The sequence below is a fragment of the Candidatus Nanosynbacter featherlites genome, assembly GCF_005697565.1.
Lineage (GTDB): Bacteria > Patescibacteriota > Saccharimonadia > Saccharimonadales > Saccharimonadaceae > Nanosynbacter > Nanosynbacter featherlites.
This window is the reverse complement of the sequence record NZ_CP040004.1, coordinates 652,397-666,299: the sequence shown is the minus strand read 5'-3', so window position 1 is coordinate 666,299 and position 13,903 is coordinate 652,397. Positions and strand designations below refer to the sequence as shown.

The 13,903-nt window shown below is 48.6% G+C and carries 15 protein-coding genes, 3 tRNA genes and 1 pseudogene; 12 read left to right on the top strand and 7 right to left on the bottom strand.

What is annotated here, in order from left to right; translation table 11 throughout:
• Nucleotides 1-42 precede the first annotated feature (42 nt).
• Both FBF37_RS03460 and FBF37_RS03455 read left to right on the top strand, forming a co-directional pair.
• A complete protein-coding gene (locus tag FBF37_RS03460; RefSeq protein WP_138079506.1) occupies nt 43-249 on the top strand; it encodes a hypothetical protein in 207 nt (68 codons plus the stop codon).
• Between the two features lie 83 nt (nt 250-332).
• Nucleotides 333-872, top strand: a complete 540-nt coding sequence (locus FBF37_RS03455) for a hypothetical protein (RefSeq protein WP_138079504.1) — start codon at nt 333-335, stop codon at nt 870-872.
• Nucleotides 873-912: 40 nt separating this feature from the next.
• Here the strand turns inward: FBF37_RS03455 and FBF37_RS03450 are convergent.
• From FBF37_RS03450 to FBF37_RS03425, 6 genes are all read right to left on the bottom strand, one after another.
• Nucleotides 913-989: transfer RNA gene (locus FBF37_RS03450), tRNA-Met, on the bottom strand.
• 52 nt (nt 990-1,041) lie between these two features.
• The gene (locus FBF37_RS03445) at nt 1,042-1,482 is read right to left on the bottom strand and encodes a hypothetical protein (RefSeq protein ID WP_138079502.1); all 441 of its coding nucleotides are present in this window, start codon (nt 1,480-1,482) and stop codon (nt 1,042-1,044) included.
• Between the two features lie 6 nt (nt 1,483-1,488).
• Nucleotides 1,489-1,564: transfer RNA gene (locus tag FBF37_RS03440), tRNA-Ile, on the bottom strand.
• A gap of 34 nt (nt 1,565-1,598) precedes the next feature.
• Nucleotides 1,599-2,972, bottom strand: coding sequence for a dihydrolipoyl dehydrogenase family protein (locus FBF37_RS03435; protein ID WP_138079500.1), 1,374 nt, complete (start codon nt 2,970-2,972; stop codon nt 1,599-1,601).
• A 16-nt stretch (nt 2,973-2,988) separates the two neighbouring features.
• Nucleotides 2,989-3,267: a hypothetical protein gene (locus FBF37_RS03430; RefSeq protein ID WP_138079498.1), complete on the bottom strand. Its 279-nt coding sequence runs from the start codon at nt 3,265-3,267 to the stop codon at nt 2,989-2,991.
• Nucleotides 3,267-4,007, bottom strand: coding sequence for a hypothetical protein (locus FBF37_RS03425; RefSeq protein ID WP_138079496.1), 741 nt, complete (start codon nt 4,005-4,007; stop codon nt 3,267-3,269). The genes FBF37_RS03430 and FBF37_RS03425 overlap by 1 nt, the downstream gene beginning before the upstream one ends.
• A 159-nt stretch (nt 4,008-4,166) precedes the next feature.
• Between FBF37_RS03425 and FBF37_RS04105 the strand changes: the two genes are divergently transcribed.
• Nucleotides 4,167-4,316: a hypothetical protein gene (locus FBF37_RS04105; RefSeq protein WP_174843604.1), complete on the top strand. Its 150-nt coding sequence runs from the start codon at nt 4,167-4,169 to the stop codon at nt 4,314-4,316.
• Between the two features lie 51 nt (nt 4,317-4,367).
• Here the strand turns inward: FBF37_RS04105 and FBF37_RS03420 are convergent.
• Nucleotides 4,368-4,444 (bottom strand) — tRNA-Met (locus FBF37_RS03420).
• Nucleotides 4,445-4,542: 98 nt separating this feature from the next.
• Here FBF37_RS03420 and tilS point away from each other — a divergent pair.
• From tilS to FBF37_RS04100, 9 genes and pseudogenes are all read left to right on the top strand, one after another.
• Nucleotides 4,543-5,436 (top strand): tRNA lysidine(34) synthetase TilS, encoded by an 894-nt coding sequence (gene tilS, locus FBF37_RS03415; RefSeq protein ID WP_174843603.1) that lies wholly within the window; start codon nt 4,543-4,545, stop codon nt 5,434-5,436.
• A complete protein-coding gene (gene ftsH / locus FBF37_RS03410) occupies nt 5,399-7,267 on the top strand; it encodes an ATP-dependent zinc metalloprotease FtsH (protein ID WP_138079491.1) in 1,869 nt (622 codons plus the stop codon). The genes tilS and ftsH overlap by 38 nt, the downstream gene beginning before the upstream one ends.
• A gap of 6 nt (nt 7,268-7,273) precedes the next feature.
• Nucleotides 7,274-8,929, top strand: coding sequence for a murein biosynthesis integral membrane protein MurJ (gene murJ, locus FBF37_RS03405; protein WP_236861233.1), 1,656 nt, complete (start codon nt 7,274-7,276; stop codon nt 8,927-8,929).
• Nucleotides 8,929-9,738, top strand: a pseudogene (locus tag FBF37_RS03400) (GTP-binding protein); the annotation flags it as partial. The gene murJ and the pseudogene FBF37_RS03400, both read left to right, overlap by 1 nt.
• Nucleotides 9,739-9,762: 24 nt before the next feature.
• Nucleotides 9,763-10,449: a DUF6994 family protein gene (locus tag FBF37_RS03395; protein ID WP_138079487.1), complete on the top strand. Its 687-nt coding sequence runs from the start codon at nt 9,763-9,765 to the stop codon at nt 10,447-10,449.
• A gap of 152 nt (nt 10,450-10,601) precedes the next feature.
• Nucleotides 10,602-11,066 (top strand): hypothetical protein, encoded by a 465-nt coding sequence (locus tag FBF37_RS03390; protein WP_138079485.1) that lies wholly within the window; start codon nt 10,602-10,604, stop codon nt 11,064-11,066.
• 60 nt (nt 11,067-11,126) lie between these two features.
• Nucleotides 11,127-12,089, top strand: a complete 963-nt coding sequence (locus FBF37_RS03385; protein WP_138079483.1) for an elongation factor 4 family protein — start codon at nt 11,127-11,129, stop codon at nt 12,087-12,089.
• 2 nt (nt 12,090-12,091) lie between these two features.
• Complete coding sequence (locus FBF37_RS03380) at nt 12,092-12,550, top strand: 5' nucleotidase, NT5C type (protein WP_138079481.1); 459 nt, start codon at nt 12,092-12,094, stop codon at nt 12,548-12,550.
• A 107-nt stretch (nt 12,551-12,657) separates the two neighbouring features.
• A complete protein-coding gene (locus tag FBF37_RS04100; RefSeq protein WP_174843602.1) occupies nt 12,658-13,899 on the top strand; it encodes a beta propeller repeat protein in 1,242 nt (413 codons plus the stop codon).
• The last annotated feature ends 4 nt before the right edge of the window (nt 13,900-13,903 follow it).

Sequence of the window (13,903 nt, the reverse complement as noted above, 5' to 3'; positions counted from 1 at the left end):
AGTAATCTTATAAGGTAAAGTACTAATAGGAGGTATTACCACATGGCTTACAAGCACACTAACTCAAAGGGCGTTACGTACTACTTGCACAAGACTGAAGTAACTCTGCGCGGTGGCAAGACTCAGACCATCTACTTCTTTGCAAAGGTAGAGAAGAATGACAAGGGTACACCATGCGATCTTCCAGAGGACCGTATCGTTAAAGAAAATCCACGCAACGGTTTCTTGACTATTTCTAAAAAGAAATAATTACCGATACTCGCAATCAACACAATAGCTCTCCAACAGGGGGGCTATTTGACTTTTTGGATATATTATGATATCATGAAAGCATGAGCGAGATCATTACTTCACATGTTGCCGTGAATGCTGAAGGGGATATCGTATATCCTGAACAAGGTCCTGATTTTGATCCAGCCAAGCTGGATGCAAGTCTAGTACGGCAAGAAACTGACGATGCGGCTGAGCAGCGCTATGAAGAGCACCTACAGCAGGCGCTCTCTGGTAATTTTGCTGGAAGAAACAAATTGTTGCTAAAGACTGCACAGTTGGCTGGTGCTGCCAATCGGTCTCGAGGCGCGGGAAAAATGCACGACATGGGCAGGGCTGATAAGATTAGAGGTGCTGCTGAGGCAGCCGGAAGGAGCATTACTGAACGGCAGAAAGCTTTGGAGCTTGCCAGGATAGCCTGTCGGGCTTGTCCATTAAAAGATTTCTGTGTAATGGACCCGGAGGAATTGGTCAGAGACTTGTCAAAGACGGGAAAAGCAGGTAGTAGCGTAAGACAACGGTTCTCACGAAGGGTTGAAAAGTCAGATAACAATCATTTGTGTGAAGATAATTTACGGCCAGGTAGGCTGCCGAAGCAATAAGGCAAGAAAAAATCCCCTCGGTAATGAGAGGATCTTTTCTTGGTTGCGGGGGTAGGATTTGAACCTACGACCTTTTGGTTATGAGCCAAACGAGCTACCAGGCTGCTCTACCCCGCGGCACATAGATGATTGTAGCATAGACAAGGATGATTGGCAAATATAGTCAGCCCTATGACCTTTTTCGGTTGGCTCCAAACAGGAAATTAGTCCATTGTTGGAGGTTGCTTTCGGTTAATTGCTGCTTGGAAACTGCGGAAGTTTTCTCAGTTTCAACATCAGTTGACGGCACGATCAGCTGTTTTTCACCTGGTGATCCATGACCTAGTCGCTGACGGACTGCCAAGTCTTGATATTCAACAGTTTGGTAATATTTGGCTTCATATTCAGCCAAAGATACCTTTAAAGTTTCTAGCTCAACTTGCTGCTTTTTATTGTCCAATAGCTGCTGTAAATGATAATTTCTCTGCATAGCTTCAACCGAACCCCAGGCCCAGCTGAGCGCTATCAAAACCGCTCCAGCGATGATGACGTTGTTGAGCGTCAAATAATCGTGGCGGATGTGATAGATAAGTCGTCTTAGTTCGTGTTTGTCGAGTTTTTTTATCATCATGATGTTTGGTGGGGGCGGCTGGGATCGAACCAGCGACCAATCGGTTATGAGCCGACTGCTCTAACCCCTGAGCTACGCCCCCGCTCAGTTCAGTATATCATAGCTTCGGGGATAAATTATAGTAATTTACCAGCGGCAATTCGCGTCGCTTCTGACCAGGAAGTGAAGCAGCTTGGTGTGCTGATGAGCTGTTTGGCGGTTAGGCGATGGCGGACGGCGATGCTGAGCTCACTGATGAGGTCGCTTGCGTGCGGCGCAACAATGGCTGCGCCAATGAGCACGCCCTTTGTGTCGATGATCAGCTTAACAAAGCCATTGCGGCAGTCGGTGATGTTACTGCGAGCCGTTAGGGTGAGTGGAGCGACAGCTGTTTTGTACCGTAGGTCGCGTTTGATGCACTCTTGTTCGTTCAGTCCAACTTGAGCGACTTCTGGAAAGGTAAATGCTACTAGCAGATTTGGCGTCAGGTCAGCCTCGATGGCGGTGCGGTGGGTCAGATTATGAGCGGCGGTTCGACTTTGGGTCAAGACGGCGTGGGTTTGGATGGCTGGATCAGTAATATTGCCAGCAGCAAAGATGTGCCGTGCTGAGGTTTGCATGCGAGCATTGACGGTGATGCCCTGGTGGGTGTAGGCGACGCCAGCATTTTCCAGCCCCATGTCAGTCTGCGGGACGCGTTGCTCTGCCGCTAAGATTTCATCAACGCGAACTGATTTTTGTTGTCGCCCCTGAATGTAAGTGACGCGCTTTTGCAGCCCCTCTTTTTGTAGGGCAACCACGCGAGATCGTGTCAAAATGGTCATATTACGGCTAACTTTTGCATCTTCTGCGACGATTGGTCCAACTTCAACATCAAACTCTGGCAAAATTCGATTGGCTTTTTCCGCAACGTAGACTTTGGTGCCAAATGAGGCGTACAAATAGGCAATTTCCATGGCAGTGGCGTTGCCGCCAACGATGAACAGGGTTTTCGGCGGGCGGGTCAATAACAAGATGTTTTCTGGTGTTAAGTAAGGGATTTTGTCGCTACCAGGAATGGTTGACTTCTCCCAGGCTGCTCCTGTGGCGATCAAGAATTTGCGGGCTGACAAATGGCGACGATTGACAGTGATTTCATTAGGGCTGAGAAAATGAGCGTTGCCAGAGAAGACGCTGATGCCTTGTTTTTCATAATAATAGCGATTACCGCCTGCGCCAGTGCGTTTGATGACGGTGTCTCGCCAGGACAGGAGAGACGGGTGATTGTAGTTGAGTGCGTTGGTTCGTAGGCCAAATTTGGCAGCGCGTTTGGCGTTGTAAAATACTTCGGCTGCGTATAGCATGGCACCCAGCGGCATATCACCCCAGTTGGGAGATTCTCCGCCAAAGGTTCCCCGTTCGACGACGGCAACTTTTTTGCCAGCACGGGCTAAAATACTGGCCGCTGGAGCTCCTGCTGCTCCACTGCCGATGACGATAATATCATAATCAAATGTTGGTTTTTGTGCCATGGTTGTGCCCCCTAGGTTATATCATAAGTTTGTCATTTTTGTACATGTACGCGGCATCAGAGTGCAGAGGTTCAAGGAAAGTTGTTGCGGTTCGCCGTACGTCGTTTGCGGTTATTTCTGGCTTTTCTTTACACCAGTCAATCACCTGAAACGTTACTTGTGCTGCGATGTCTTCTGCTTGGCCGTCTGGCACGCGAACACTGCAGCAGGTGTTAACAATTGAACGGTGCAGCTTTTCTGGGTCAAACGGTTCAGTCCCTCGATTATTATTTTTCTTGATAATTGTTATCTGCATCACCACCCAATCCCCATGCTTGTTATCCCCATGACGCGGTCAATGAATAGGTAAAACGCTAGAATAAACAGACAACTGCCACCGGTAAATTGTAGGAATGATTTGGACTGCTCACGCCACTGTTGTATTTGGGCGATATTGTAGCCGCTACCAACAAGAATCAGAATGCCCAGTAGCGGCAAGAGTGAACCGACGACATAGAGCATGATGGCTGACAGCTGGAAAAGGCCAGAAGGCAGGCTGATGATAGCCAGACTGGCTGCTAGCAGTGGACCAATGATGAAGATGAGTTCAGCGATGACGCTCGTCATACCGAGTGAAAATGCTTCAGCACTGCTTTTGGTTGCTTTGCTACGCTTTGCTAAAAAACGTGCCATGCCACGAGGTAGCCATAGGACGATGCCGGTTTTTTGCTTGCGGCGATAGTAGAATGCCCAAGTCGCCAGCCCCAAGCCAACTGCGATACCGGTGGTAACGGAAGCAACCAGGCGTTCGATGATCACGGTTTGGTTAATGACGATGGTTAAGATATGAACCGTAAACGTCGCCAATAGCAATGTCATCAAAAAAACACCGAGTACGAAGCTATTCATCCGTCGAAATAGCAGCATATGGCGGGTCTTTTTGCCCAACGCATGGCCGCTCATTAGCGTCAACATACTAACACTCAACTGCAAACTAGCATGAATGCCAGCTGCCAGAAGGACGATAGCAAGTGATGAGAGTATGGCGTACGTCATGTTTATATGAATATTCCTTTATAATCAGTGTAGCATAGGCGGTTTAAAAAGGGAAAATAATCATGTAGATTTTGCGATATTGCTATTGCTTTTTTGTCAAAAATGTGCTAATATAGAGTTAGGTTTCATTATAAACAACAAACAAGGAACAACATCATCATGACAGAGCAAGCAATTGCAGAGCGCGAGCTAACTGCGTTTTTAGAGGGTATTCAAAAACAACAACTTGAAACGTGGAAGCATCAGCGTACTTCACAAGAGATGAGCGAATTTGTTTTGAGAAAGCTCAAAGCGCTTAATGATGAATAAGCTGGCCTAAAGAAAAACCTCCATGATGCATGGAGGTTTGGCTTGCACTATTGGTAGCACCGGGTGGACCCGAACCACCGACCTCAGGCTTATGAGTCCTGCGCTCTAACCAGCTGAGCTACGGTGCCACGTCTCAGGTGATTATAGCATGGTATTGTCGTTTCACCAAGAGCTGAATTGATTTTATGAATATCAAAACCGCTCATGCTTTGCTATAATGGAAAAGATGAAATATGCAGTAGCAGTCAGTGGTGGGATTGACAGCGTTGTGTTGCTGGATCTTATGGCACATAAAGGGCATCAATGTGTGGTTTTGCACTTTGATCATGGCATGCGCGGTGAATCGAGGGCTGATGCGCGGTTTGTTGAGGCGCTGGCTCGACGATACGGGTTTTTGTTTGAAGGCAAAAGAGAAGAACTGTTGGGGGCTAATGAAGCAATTGCTCGACAGCATCGCTATGCGTTTTTGTTGGCGGCTGCCGAAAGACATGGTGCGCAATTGGTGACGGCCCATCACTTGGATGACGTGGTTGAGACGATTGCACTTAATATAGCGCGTGGCACACGCTGGAGGGGGCTGGCGGTACTTGGTGACCGGCGAATCATGCGGCCCCTGACACACTGGACCAAGCAGCAGCTCACAACCTATGCAGTGAGGCGGCACCTGGAATGGGTGGAGGACGAAACCAACGCAACTGATGTGTATACGCGTAATCGTTTGCGGCGTAAATTGATGAACCTGCCAGATGATGTCAAACAGCAGCTATACGATTTGTGGCAAGAACAGTTGGAATTAGCCGAGGCGATTACTGATGAATCAGTGCAGCTGCTAACTGAGCCGCTCAATCGGTATTTCTTCATCAGTATCGATATGGCTGAAGCGGTGGAATTACTGGCGGAATATATTCGAAACACATTTGCTACTTCCCTGCTGACCTCGCAGCTCGAGCGGGCAGTGCTGGCGCTCAAGACAGGCAAGCCCGGTACGGTCTGGCAAATAGGTGAAGGTTTAGAGATGAAATTATCATTAAAAACTGCTATAATCAAAAAGATTGATTTAGGTAGAAAGGATTTTTCAGATTATGGCGGTAAAGATGCCGAACAAGAATGGCAAGAATAAAATCAGTCAGTTTATGCGACTGGGCCTTTTTTGGGCAATTGTTGTATTGATTGGTTTGGCAGTGTATGCGTCAACTGCGCAGCACGCTAATTTGAAGGAAGTGGCTTTGAGCGATGTGGTCAGCCGAGCGAACAAAGGTGACATTAAACTCATCCAAGTCCAGGGTAATGACCTGACGGTGACGGTCAAAGACCAAGATAAGCCAACAGAAAAATCCATCAAAGAAAACAGCAGCATTTACGAGCAGGGCCTCAAGAAAGACGCACCTGTTGAAGTGAAAGTCGTGCCGCAATCACGCACCGGTGAAGTGATGTGGAATGTTGCCATCACCTTTGTGCCAGTTATTTTGATTATCGGTTTCTTTGTGTTCATGATGCGACAGAGCCAAGGGCAAAACAACCAAGCTATGGGCTTTGGTAAATCAAAAGCGCGGTTATATGGTGAAGACAAAAAAAAGGTTAACTTTGACGACATTGCCGGTAATGATAACGCCAAGCAAGATTTGCAAGAAGTCGTTGATTTCCTGAAAAACCCAAAGAAATATCGTGAACTTGGTGCCAAGATTCCGCGAGGAGTGTTGTTGGTTGGTCATCCAGGTACTGGTAAAACCATGCTGGCGCGAGCCGTTGCTGGTGAAGCAGGCGTGCCATTCTTCTCAATCTCTGGTTCGGAGTTTGTGGAGATGTTTGTCGGAGTTGGTGCGTCACGAGTCCGTGATCTGTTCACTAAGGCTAAGAAAAATGCACCATGCATCATCTTTATCGATGAGATTGACGCGGTTGGTCGTAAACGTGGCTCTGGTATGGGTGGCGGACACGATGAGCGTGAACAGACGTTGAACCAGATTTTGGTGGAAATGGATGGCTTTGATGGCGATACGAATGTGATCGTCCTGGCGGCTACCAACCGAGCAGATGTGCTGGATCCAGCGTTGCTGCGTCCTGGTCGTTTTGACCGGCGAGTTAATATAATGCTGCCAGAGCGCAAAGACCGCGAAGCTATTTTGAAGGTTCACTTTAAGAATAAGCCAACTGACGACACTGTTAATTTGGACGCGTTGGCGGCAAAGACAGCGGGTTCAAGCGGCGCTGATTTGGCAAACATCGCCAATGAGTCTGCCATCATCGCTGCACGGCGCAACAAGAAAAAGATTACCAACGAGGAATTGACCGAAGCGTTTGAACGAGTGGCAATTGGTCCAGAGCGCAAGGCAAAAGTCATGAGTGACAAGGAGAAGGAATTGACGGCGTACCACGAAGCTGGCCATGCCATCGTCGGTCACGTTTTGCCGGATTCTGACCCAGTTCATAAAGTTACCATCATTCCGCGTGGTGGCACTGGTGGTGTGACGTGGTTCTTGCCGCCAGAGGACAAAAGCTACACTAATGTCTATGAGTTTAAAGACATTTTGGCACGGGCCATGGGCGGACGAGTGGCTGAGCAGATTTTGTATGGTGATGATGGTATTACCACTGGAGCGGGCTCTGACCTGCGTAATGCGACCCAGATTGCTCGTGATATGGTGATTGAGCAGGGTATGGGTAAGGCGTTGCGCGACCAAGTTTTCCATGAAGATAACGGTGGATTGATGTTTGACAAGATGACACGAGAACGGCCGTACTCAGACGAAACAGCGAAGCAGATAGATCAAGAAGTAGCAGCGCTGATCAATGAAGCGAAGGCACGGGCCATGACGGTTCTGAAGGCCAATCGTTCACATTTGGATAAACTGGCCGCTGCACTGCTCAAGGACGAAACGTTGGAAGAAGAAGCAGTGGTAGACATACTCAAGGGTACTAAGTTGCCAAAGGAAGCAAAGCTTCACGCATAATCGATTATGGGGCGAGTTCGGCAAGCAGTCACCAAAGTGAATCAGCGGCTGACCGTGAAATTGGCAGCCAGTCTATTGGCAGGATCCATGCTGCTGAGTAGTCTTCTGGGATTTTGGCGAGACCGCTTGCTGAATGCTGCTTATATGCCCAATAAGGAAGCGGGGCTGGCGGGCTATGTCGTTGGTCTTGATGCGTACACCGCAGCGTTCATGGTGCCGGACTTTATGTTTGCTATTTTGGTGTCTGGCGCACTGAGTGTGACCTTCATTCCGGTGTTTAATGAGCGGTGGACCAAGGGAAACAAGCAGTCAGCTTGGCAGATTAGCTCCAGCATGATTAATTTCATGGCGTTGACCACCCTGGCTGCTAGTGTGCTCATCATCATTTTTGCTGATCCGTTGATGCGCTATTTCATTGCGCCGGGGATGAGCGAATCGGGTCATGCGTTGGCGGTCAGTATGATGCGGGTGATTGCTGTCAACCCATTTATCTTTGCGATTGCTGCCGTCATTGCCAGTATTCAGCAGGCGGTGGGGCGCTTTACGTTTTATGCTCTGGCGCCGATGATTTATAACATTGGTATCATCATCGGCACTGTTTGGTTTACAAATGGTATCAATATCTTTGGTTGGCAGATCTTTGAGGGCGGCATCATGGGCGTAGCGCTCGGTGTGGTGCTTGGTTCAGTGATGCAGCTCATTGTTAGTGCTGTCGGCTTGGTTGGTTTGGGCTTTGACTATGAGTTTAAGCTGCACTGGCGCAACCGCGGTTTTCGCAAAGTGCTGAGTTTGTTGCCAGCGCGTTCGGTTGACCAGGGTATGGACTATGCAGTGAGTTTGGTGGAAGTCAACCTGGCTTCTCGACTGGGTGACGGTGTTATTCGTGCCTATCAACAGGCTTTAACGCTACACATGATGCCGATCAACCTCATTGGTGTGGCGGTTTCTAACGCAGCCTTTCCGCAGTTGACCGAGCATTTGGGCAATAATCGTCAAGATCTGTTTCAGAAGGACCTGCGTCAATTGCTGCGAGTGATTATTTGGATGGCTCTGCCGGTTTCTGTTATAACGTTCTTCACCCGAGGATATGTTGTCCACTTTATCCGCAACACTGGAGACCCGATGATGGCGGGTATCTTGGGATGTCTGGTTGTAGCAATTCTGTTTCGCACTATTTATCACATGGCAGCTCGAGCGTTCTACGCACAGCAAGACACAAAAACACCGCTGAATATTTCTTTTGCGGCTATTGGTTTGAATGTAGTCCTAGCGATTGTTCTGTCGATGGTGTTGAAAATGGGCGCCTATGGACTTGCCTGGGCACAGTCAACCGTGGCGGTTATTGAAGTGGTGATTTTGTTTGTTGTATTGGAAAAACGAATCCCGCACTTGTTTGATACTTCATTTGTGGTGGCGATTTTGCGTATGATTATGGCGTCAACGGTAGCAGGAATTGTTTGTTATTTGATGCTTCAGGTGCTGCCATTTCGTGAAAGTGACAGTAGTTTCTTCTCAGCCTTCCCAAAGTTCATGATTATCGCTGGTGTGAGTTTCCTAGCCTATGGCTTGATGTCGCGGATGCTCAAATTGCCAGAAGTAGAACCAATTATCAAACAAGTGAATAAGTTCTTGTTTGTACGCCTGGATGGGAAACGACGCTGATGGAAGCTATTCGTAATTTTTGCATCATCGCTCACATCGACCACGGTAAGTCGACGCTGGCTGACCGAATGATGGAGATGACGGGGACGGTCGAGAAGCGGGATATGAAGTCGCAGTTGCTGGATTCAATGGATCTCGAGCGTGAGAAAGGGATTACTATTAAATTGGCGCCGGTGCGGATGAAATATAAGGATATTGATCTCAACCTCATCGACACGCCTGGTCATGTTGATTTTAGTTATGAAGTTAGTCGCTCGTTGCAGGCTTGTGAGGGGGCGGTATTGGTGGTTGATGCCAGCCAAGGCATTCAGGCACAGACGCTGGCGAATGTGTACTTGGCGATGGAGCAGGATCTGACGATTATCCCGGTGCTCAACAAGGTCGATTTGCCAGCCGCTGATGTGCCACGGGTGTCCAAACAGGTGATTAATCTGCTGGGCTGTGATGAAAGCGACATTATTCATATTTCCGCCAAAACCGGGCAGAACGTTGATCAAGTTTTGGAGGCGATTGTTGAGCGAATTCCAGCACCAAAAGGCCAGCCGCACGATCCAACGCGGGCGCTGATTTTTGATAGTTATTATGATGATTATCGCGGGGTGATCTTGTATGTCAGGGTGGTTGATGGGCAGATCAAAAAAGGTGAATCGATTCACATGATGGCGACTGGCGCGAATGGCTTGGCGCTGGAGGTTGGTCATCTCAGTCCTGGCATGATCCCCGACCCGTCGCTGGACACCGGTGAAATTGGCTACATTGTTACCAACCTCAAAACCACGCGTGAAGCGCGGGTGGGTGATACGGTGACGCTGAAAAAGTATATAGGCTAGCCGATGATTGATCCTTGGTTTGATTGTCGTCAAGACGCTAACAATAAAGATCCAGATCAGCACAGTCCGACGTTAAAGCGCTATCATGCTGAACTGTGGACTAAACCACTGCCTAACGGTCGTCAACTGACCATGTTGGATCAGGGAGCGTACTTGATAGCCAGTGATGGTCGATGCCAGATTCCTGTTTCGAGCGATAATATGGTGGCTACTTTTGAAGCCTGGAAACGCAATAAGCTGATTGTTGAGCAGACACCACAAGATATTTTGACGGCAATAGATAATGTTGATTGGCGCATCGGTTCAGAGATTATTTTTCCCAGCGAATTACGTGGCGGAACACAGACCATCAATCGTGCGAGAGGTTGGCACCGCAAAATTGGCGATCGGTTTGACCTGACGTTAGAATGTATTGCCCGCTGGTATCAAGGTAAGGACAGCCCGCTGGCTGATGTTTTTGATCGTTATGATGACTTTTTTGAGTGGTTTGGTGATTTTCAGGGCTATGTCGATTTTTTCTTGTTGCAAGATTTTGTTAATGACGAATATCAAGTTAACATACTGACAGATTTTGATGACTTTCAGTCGTCACCGCTACCTCAGACTGTTGAGCAGTATACAGCATATTTGCAAGGTTTGACTGAGGTGTTGACGCTGCGGGCTAGGCGTATTGAGCGGTATGTTAAATAGCATAGTTATGTTCCACGAAATCGAGGCTGGATAGACATAATTGAATTAAGATGTTATAATGAGCTATGAATAATTTACCGCCAATTACTTTTGCCAATGGAGACCGTGTCCCGGCCCACGTGCGAACTGCGCCGTCTGGAGTAGAGAGGGTTATGTTTGGGAAAAATGCGGAGAAGCCCATGGCACGGCTTAGCTATGTGAAGATTGGCGAAAAGGCGTGCTTCGCCGGTATGCTGTTTCGTGACGCTCCGTCTGAATACCGGGCTGGCACGTCCATGCTGGAATATTTCTTTGAAGAGGCAACTCCTGCGCTTGGTCTTGAGCCAGGGAGAACATCAGTAATTCGTAAGCCCATCATTGCTTTGTTGCTTGCTAAGTATGGACTCCAACCGGACGTCACATCAGAGACTTGGTCGCATGCTGGATTACTGGTGCAGCGTGATACCGCTTCGAGGAACCATCCAGCGCTACACTTTATTGAGGGTAATGAGCCTGAATTTAATGGTGACCAACATCGTCGATATTATGATATTGTGCCAAACAGAGAATTGCCCTATATGTATCCATTGGCCTCACCTTCGAGACGGGTTGATATGCACACGTCGTATACTCCGTGATGAATATAAACTGACGTGGTAAGTCGACGCCATCTCTGTAAAATGCTATAATATAACGAAATGACTGAAAAAATTACTGTCCAGCCCCTCCCTGGCTATAAAGAAGTTAAGCCCTTTGTCTACGCGGGCTTTTTCCCGGTGTCTAACGAAGATTACAATGATTTGAAAGAAGCTATTGAGAAACTGAGTCTGAGCGATTCGGCGCTGCAGTTTGAGCCGGAGAATTCACCAGTGTTGGGTTATGGTGTGCGGATTGGCTTCCTCGGCTTGCTTCACATGGATATTATTCGTGAGCGGCTGGAGCGCGAGTATAATCTGGATCTCATCGTCACCAATCCGAGCACTGATTATCAAGTCAGTCTGACCAACGGTGAGGAGCTGGATATCAAATCAGCCAGTGAGCTGCCCGATCCAGCGCAGATCACGGAGGTTCGCGAGCCGTGGATTGATGGCGAAATTGTGGTGCCGCAGGACTATATCGGTGCGGTGATTCAGCTGATTGTCGCCAAGCGTGGTCGGCAGAAAAACCTCACCTACATCGACGAGCGGGCACTGATTTCCTTTACGGCGCCGCTGGCCAATTTGCTAACGGATTTTTATGATCAATTGAAGTCGGTGACCAGTGGCTACGGTTCGTTTAACTATGAGCTGGCGGGCTATCGGCCGGAAGATTTGGTACGGGTGGATTTTTATGTGGCGGGCGAAATGGTCGATGCACTCAGTGTGATGTGTCACCGTTCGGAGGCACCAGGCTTGGGCCGCGAAATCGTCAAAAAGCTCAAAGAGGTGGTGCCACGCCAGAGTTTTGAGGTAGCACTGCAGGCAGCAATTGGTGGTAGATTCATTGCCCGCGAAAACATTGGTGCTTACCGTAAAGACGTCACTGGCTATCTGTACGGTGGCGATGTCAGCCGTAAAAAGAAGCTCCTCGCCAAGCAAGCCCGCGGTAAAAAGCGCATGAAGCGCTTTGGCAAGGTTGACATTCCGTCAGAAGCATTTACGGTGATGTTAAAGAGAGATTGATTATGAAGAAACCAATTATTTATATTGATATGGACGGCGTACTGGTCGACTTTACGTCGGCTTTGACGAAAGTTCCGCCCGAGATGCTTGAGAAGTTTGCAGGTGAGTATGACAATATCCCGGGTGTTTTTGCATTGATGGATCCGATGCCGGGCGCCCTCGAGGCGGTTGATAAGCTGAAGGAAAAGTATGATTTATATATCCTGTCGTCATCGCCATGGGAGAATCCGACAGCACTGGGCGACAAACTGGCGTGGGTGAAGAAGTATTTTGGCGGCGATGGTCAGGAAAATATTTTCTTTCGTAAAGTTATTTTTTCGTCGGTCAAGCATCTGAGTCGCGGCGATATCTTGATTGATGACCGGACGGCAAATGGCGCGGGCGACTTTTCAGGGCGATTGATCCAGTTTGGTTCGGATGAATTTCCTGATTGGCAAGCTATCTTACGTGAACTATTGTGAGCTCGTAAATAATCAGCAAAATATGCTTGCTAACATAAGCGACATCATGGTATACTGGCAGTGATTATATTAGATATTGCAATAAACAATAAAAAGGAGATTATTCAATGGGGTTGCTCTGGGGTAATAGAAAAAGAACAATAGCCCGCGCTGCTAAGGCGGGGTGTTTGGTGGTAATTGCTGCGGTGATTGCAGTATTTAGTCAGTCGGCCAACGCAAAACCGGTAGTCACATGGAAGGAGCAGACTGGTTCTGGCAGTCGTGCCTGGACCTCAATTGCCAGCTCTGCCGACGGCACCAAGCTCGTCGCAACTATGACTGGCGGCTCAGCTTACATTTCAGATGATGCAGGTGAAACGTGGACAGAACAAGTTGATTCTGGTTCTCGTGCCTGGATTGCAATCACCAGCTCTGCCGACGGCACTAAATTGGCTGGCGTGTACCACTGGGGTGGCTACATTTTAACCTCAGAGGATAGAGGTCAAACCTGGAGAAGTAATGGTATAAGCGGTGGCTCTTTTGATTGGACCTCAATCACCAGCTCTGCTGACGGCACCAAATTGGCTGCAACAGCTAAAAACGGCGCAGTATTTACTTCCAGTAACTCAGGCGCAACGTGGACACCGCAGGCTGGTTCTGGCAATCGTGCTTGGACCTCAATCACCAGCTCTGCCGACGGCACCAAATTGGCTGCAACCGTTACTGGTGGTGCAGTATTTACTTCAAATGATTCAGGTGTAACGTGGACAGAACAAGCCGCTTCTGGCAACCGTGCTTGGACTGCCATCACTGGATCAAGCGATGGCACTAAGCTCGCCGCGACTGTCAATGGCGGCGCGGTTTACACCTCAAATGACGCAGGTGTGACCTGGCAAGAACAAGCCGCTTCCGGCAACCGTGCTTGGACCTCAATCACCAGCTCTGCCGACGGCACCAAATTGGCTGCAACTGTCACTGGTGGCGTAATATATGTTTCAAGTGACTCAGGTGCTACCTGGGAAGAACAAACCACGGCTGCAACTGGTGCCTGGTCTTCCATCACGATGTCTAGCGACGGTGCTCGCATCGCTGCAGCTATGAACAATAGTTTCATCAGTACTGCGACCGTCAAGGAAGCGCCAATCACTCCACCGACCCCACCAACTCCACCAACACCAACGCCAACTCCGACCCCAACACCAACTCCTGCTCAGCCAACCAATCCTGGCACGCCAGTTGCTCAGCCGACAAAGCCAACCGGTGAGGGCTACTTGGCTGACACTGGTGACAATGTCTGGCCACTCGCTTCATTGGCAGCCGTAGGCGTTGGCGCAGGTATCCTTTGGATCGTAAAGCGTAGGAATAGCTAAGTAA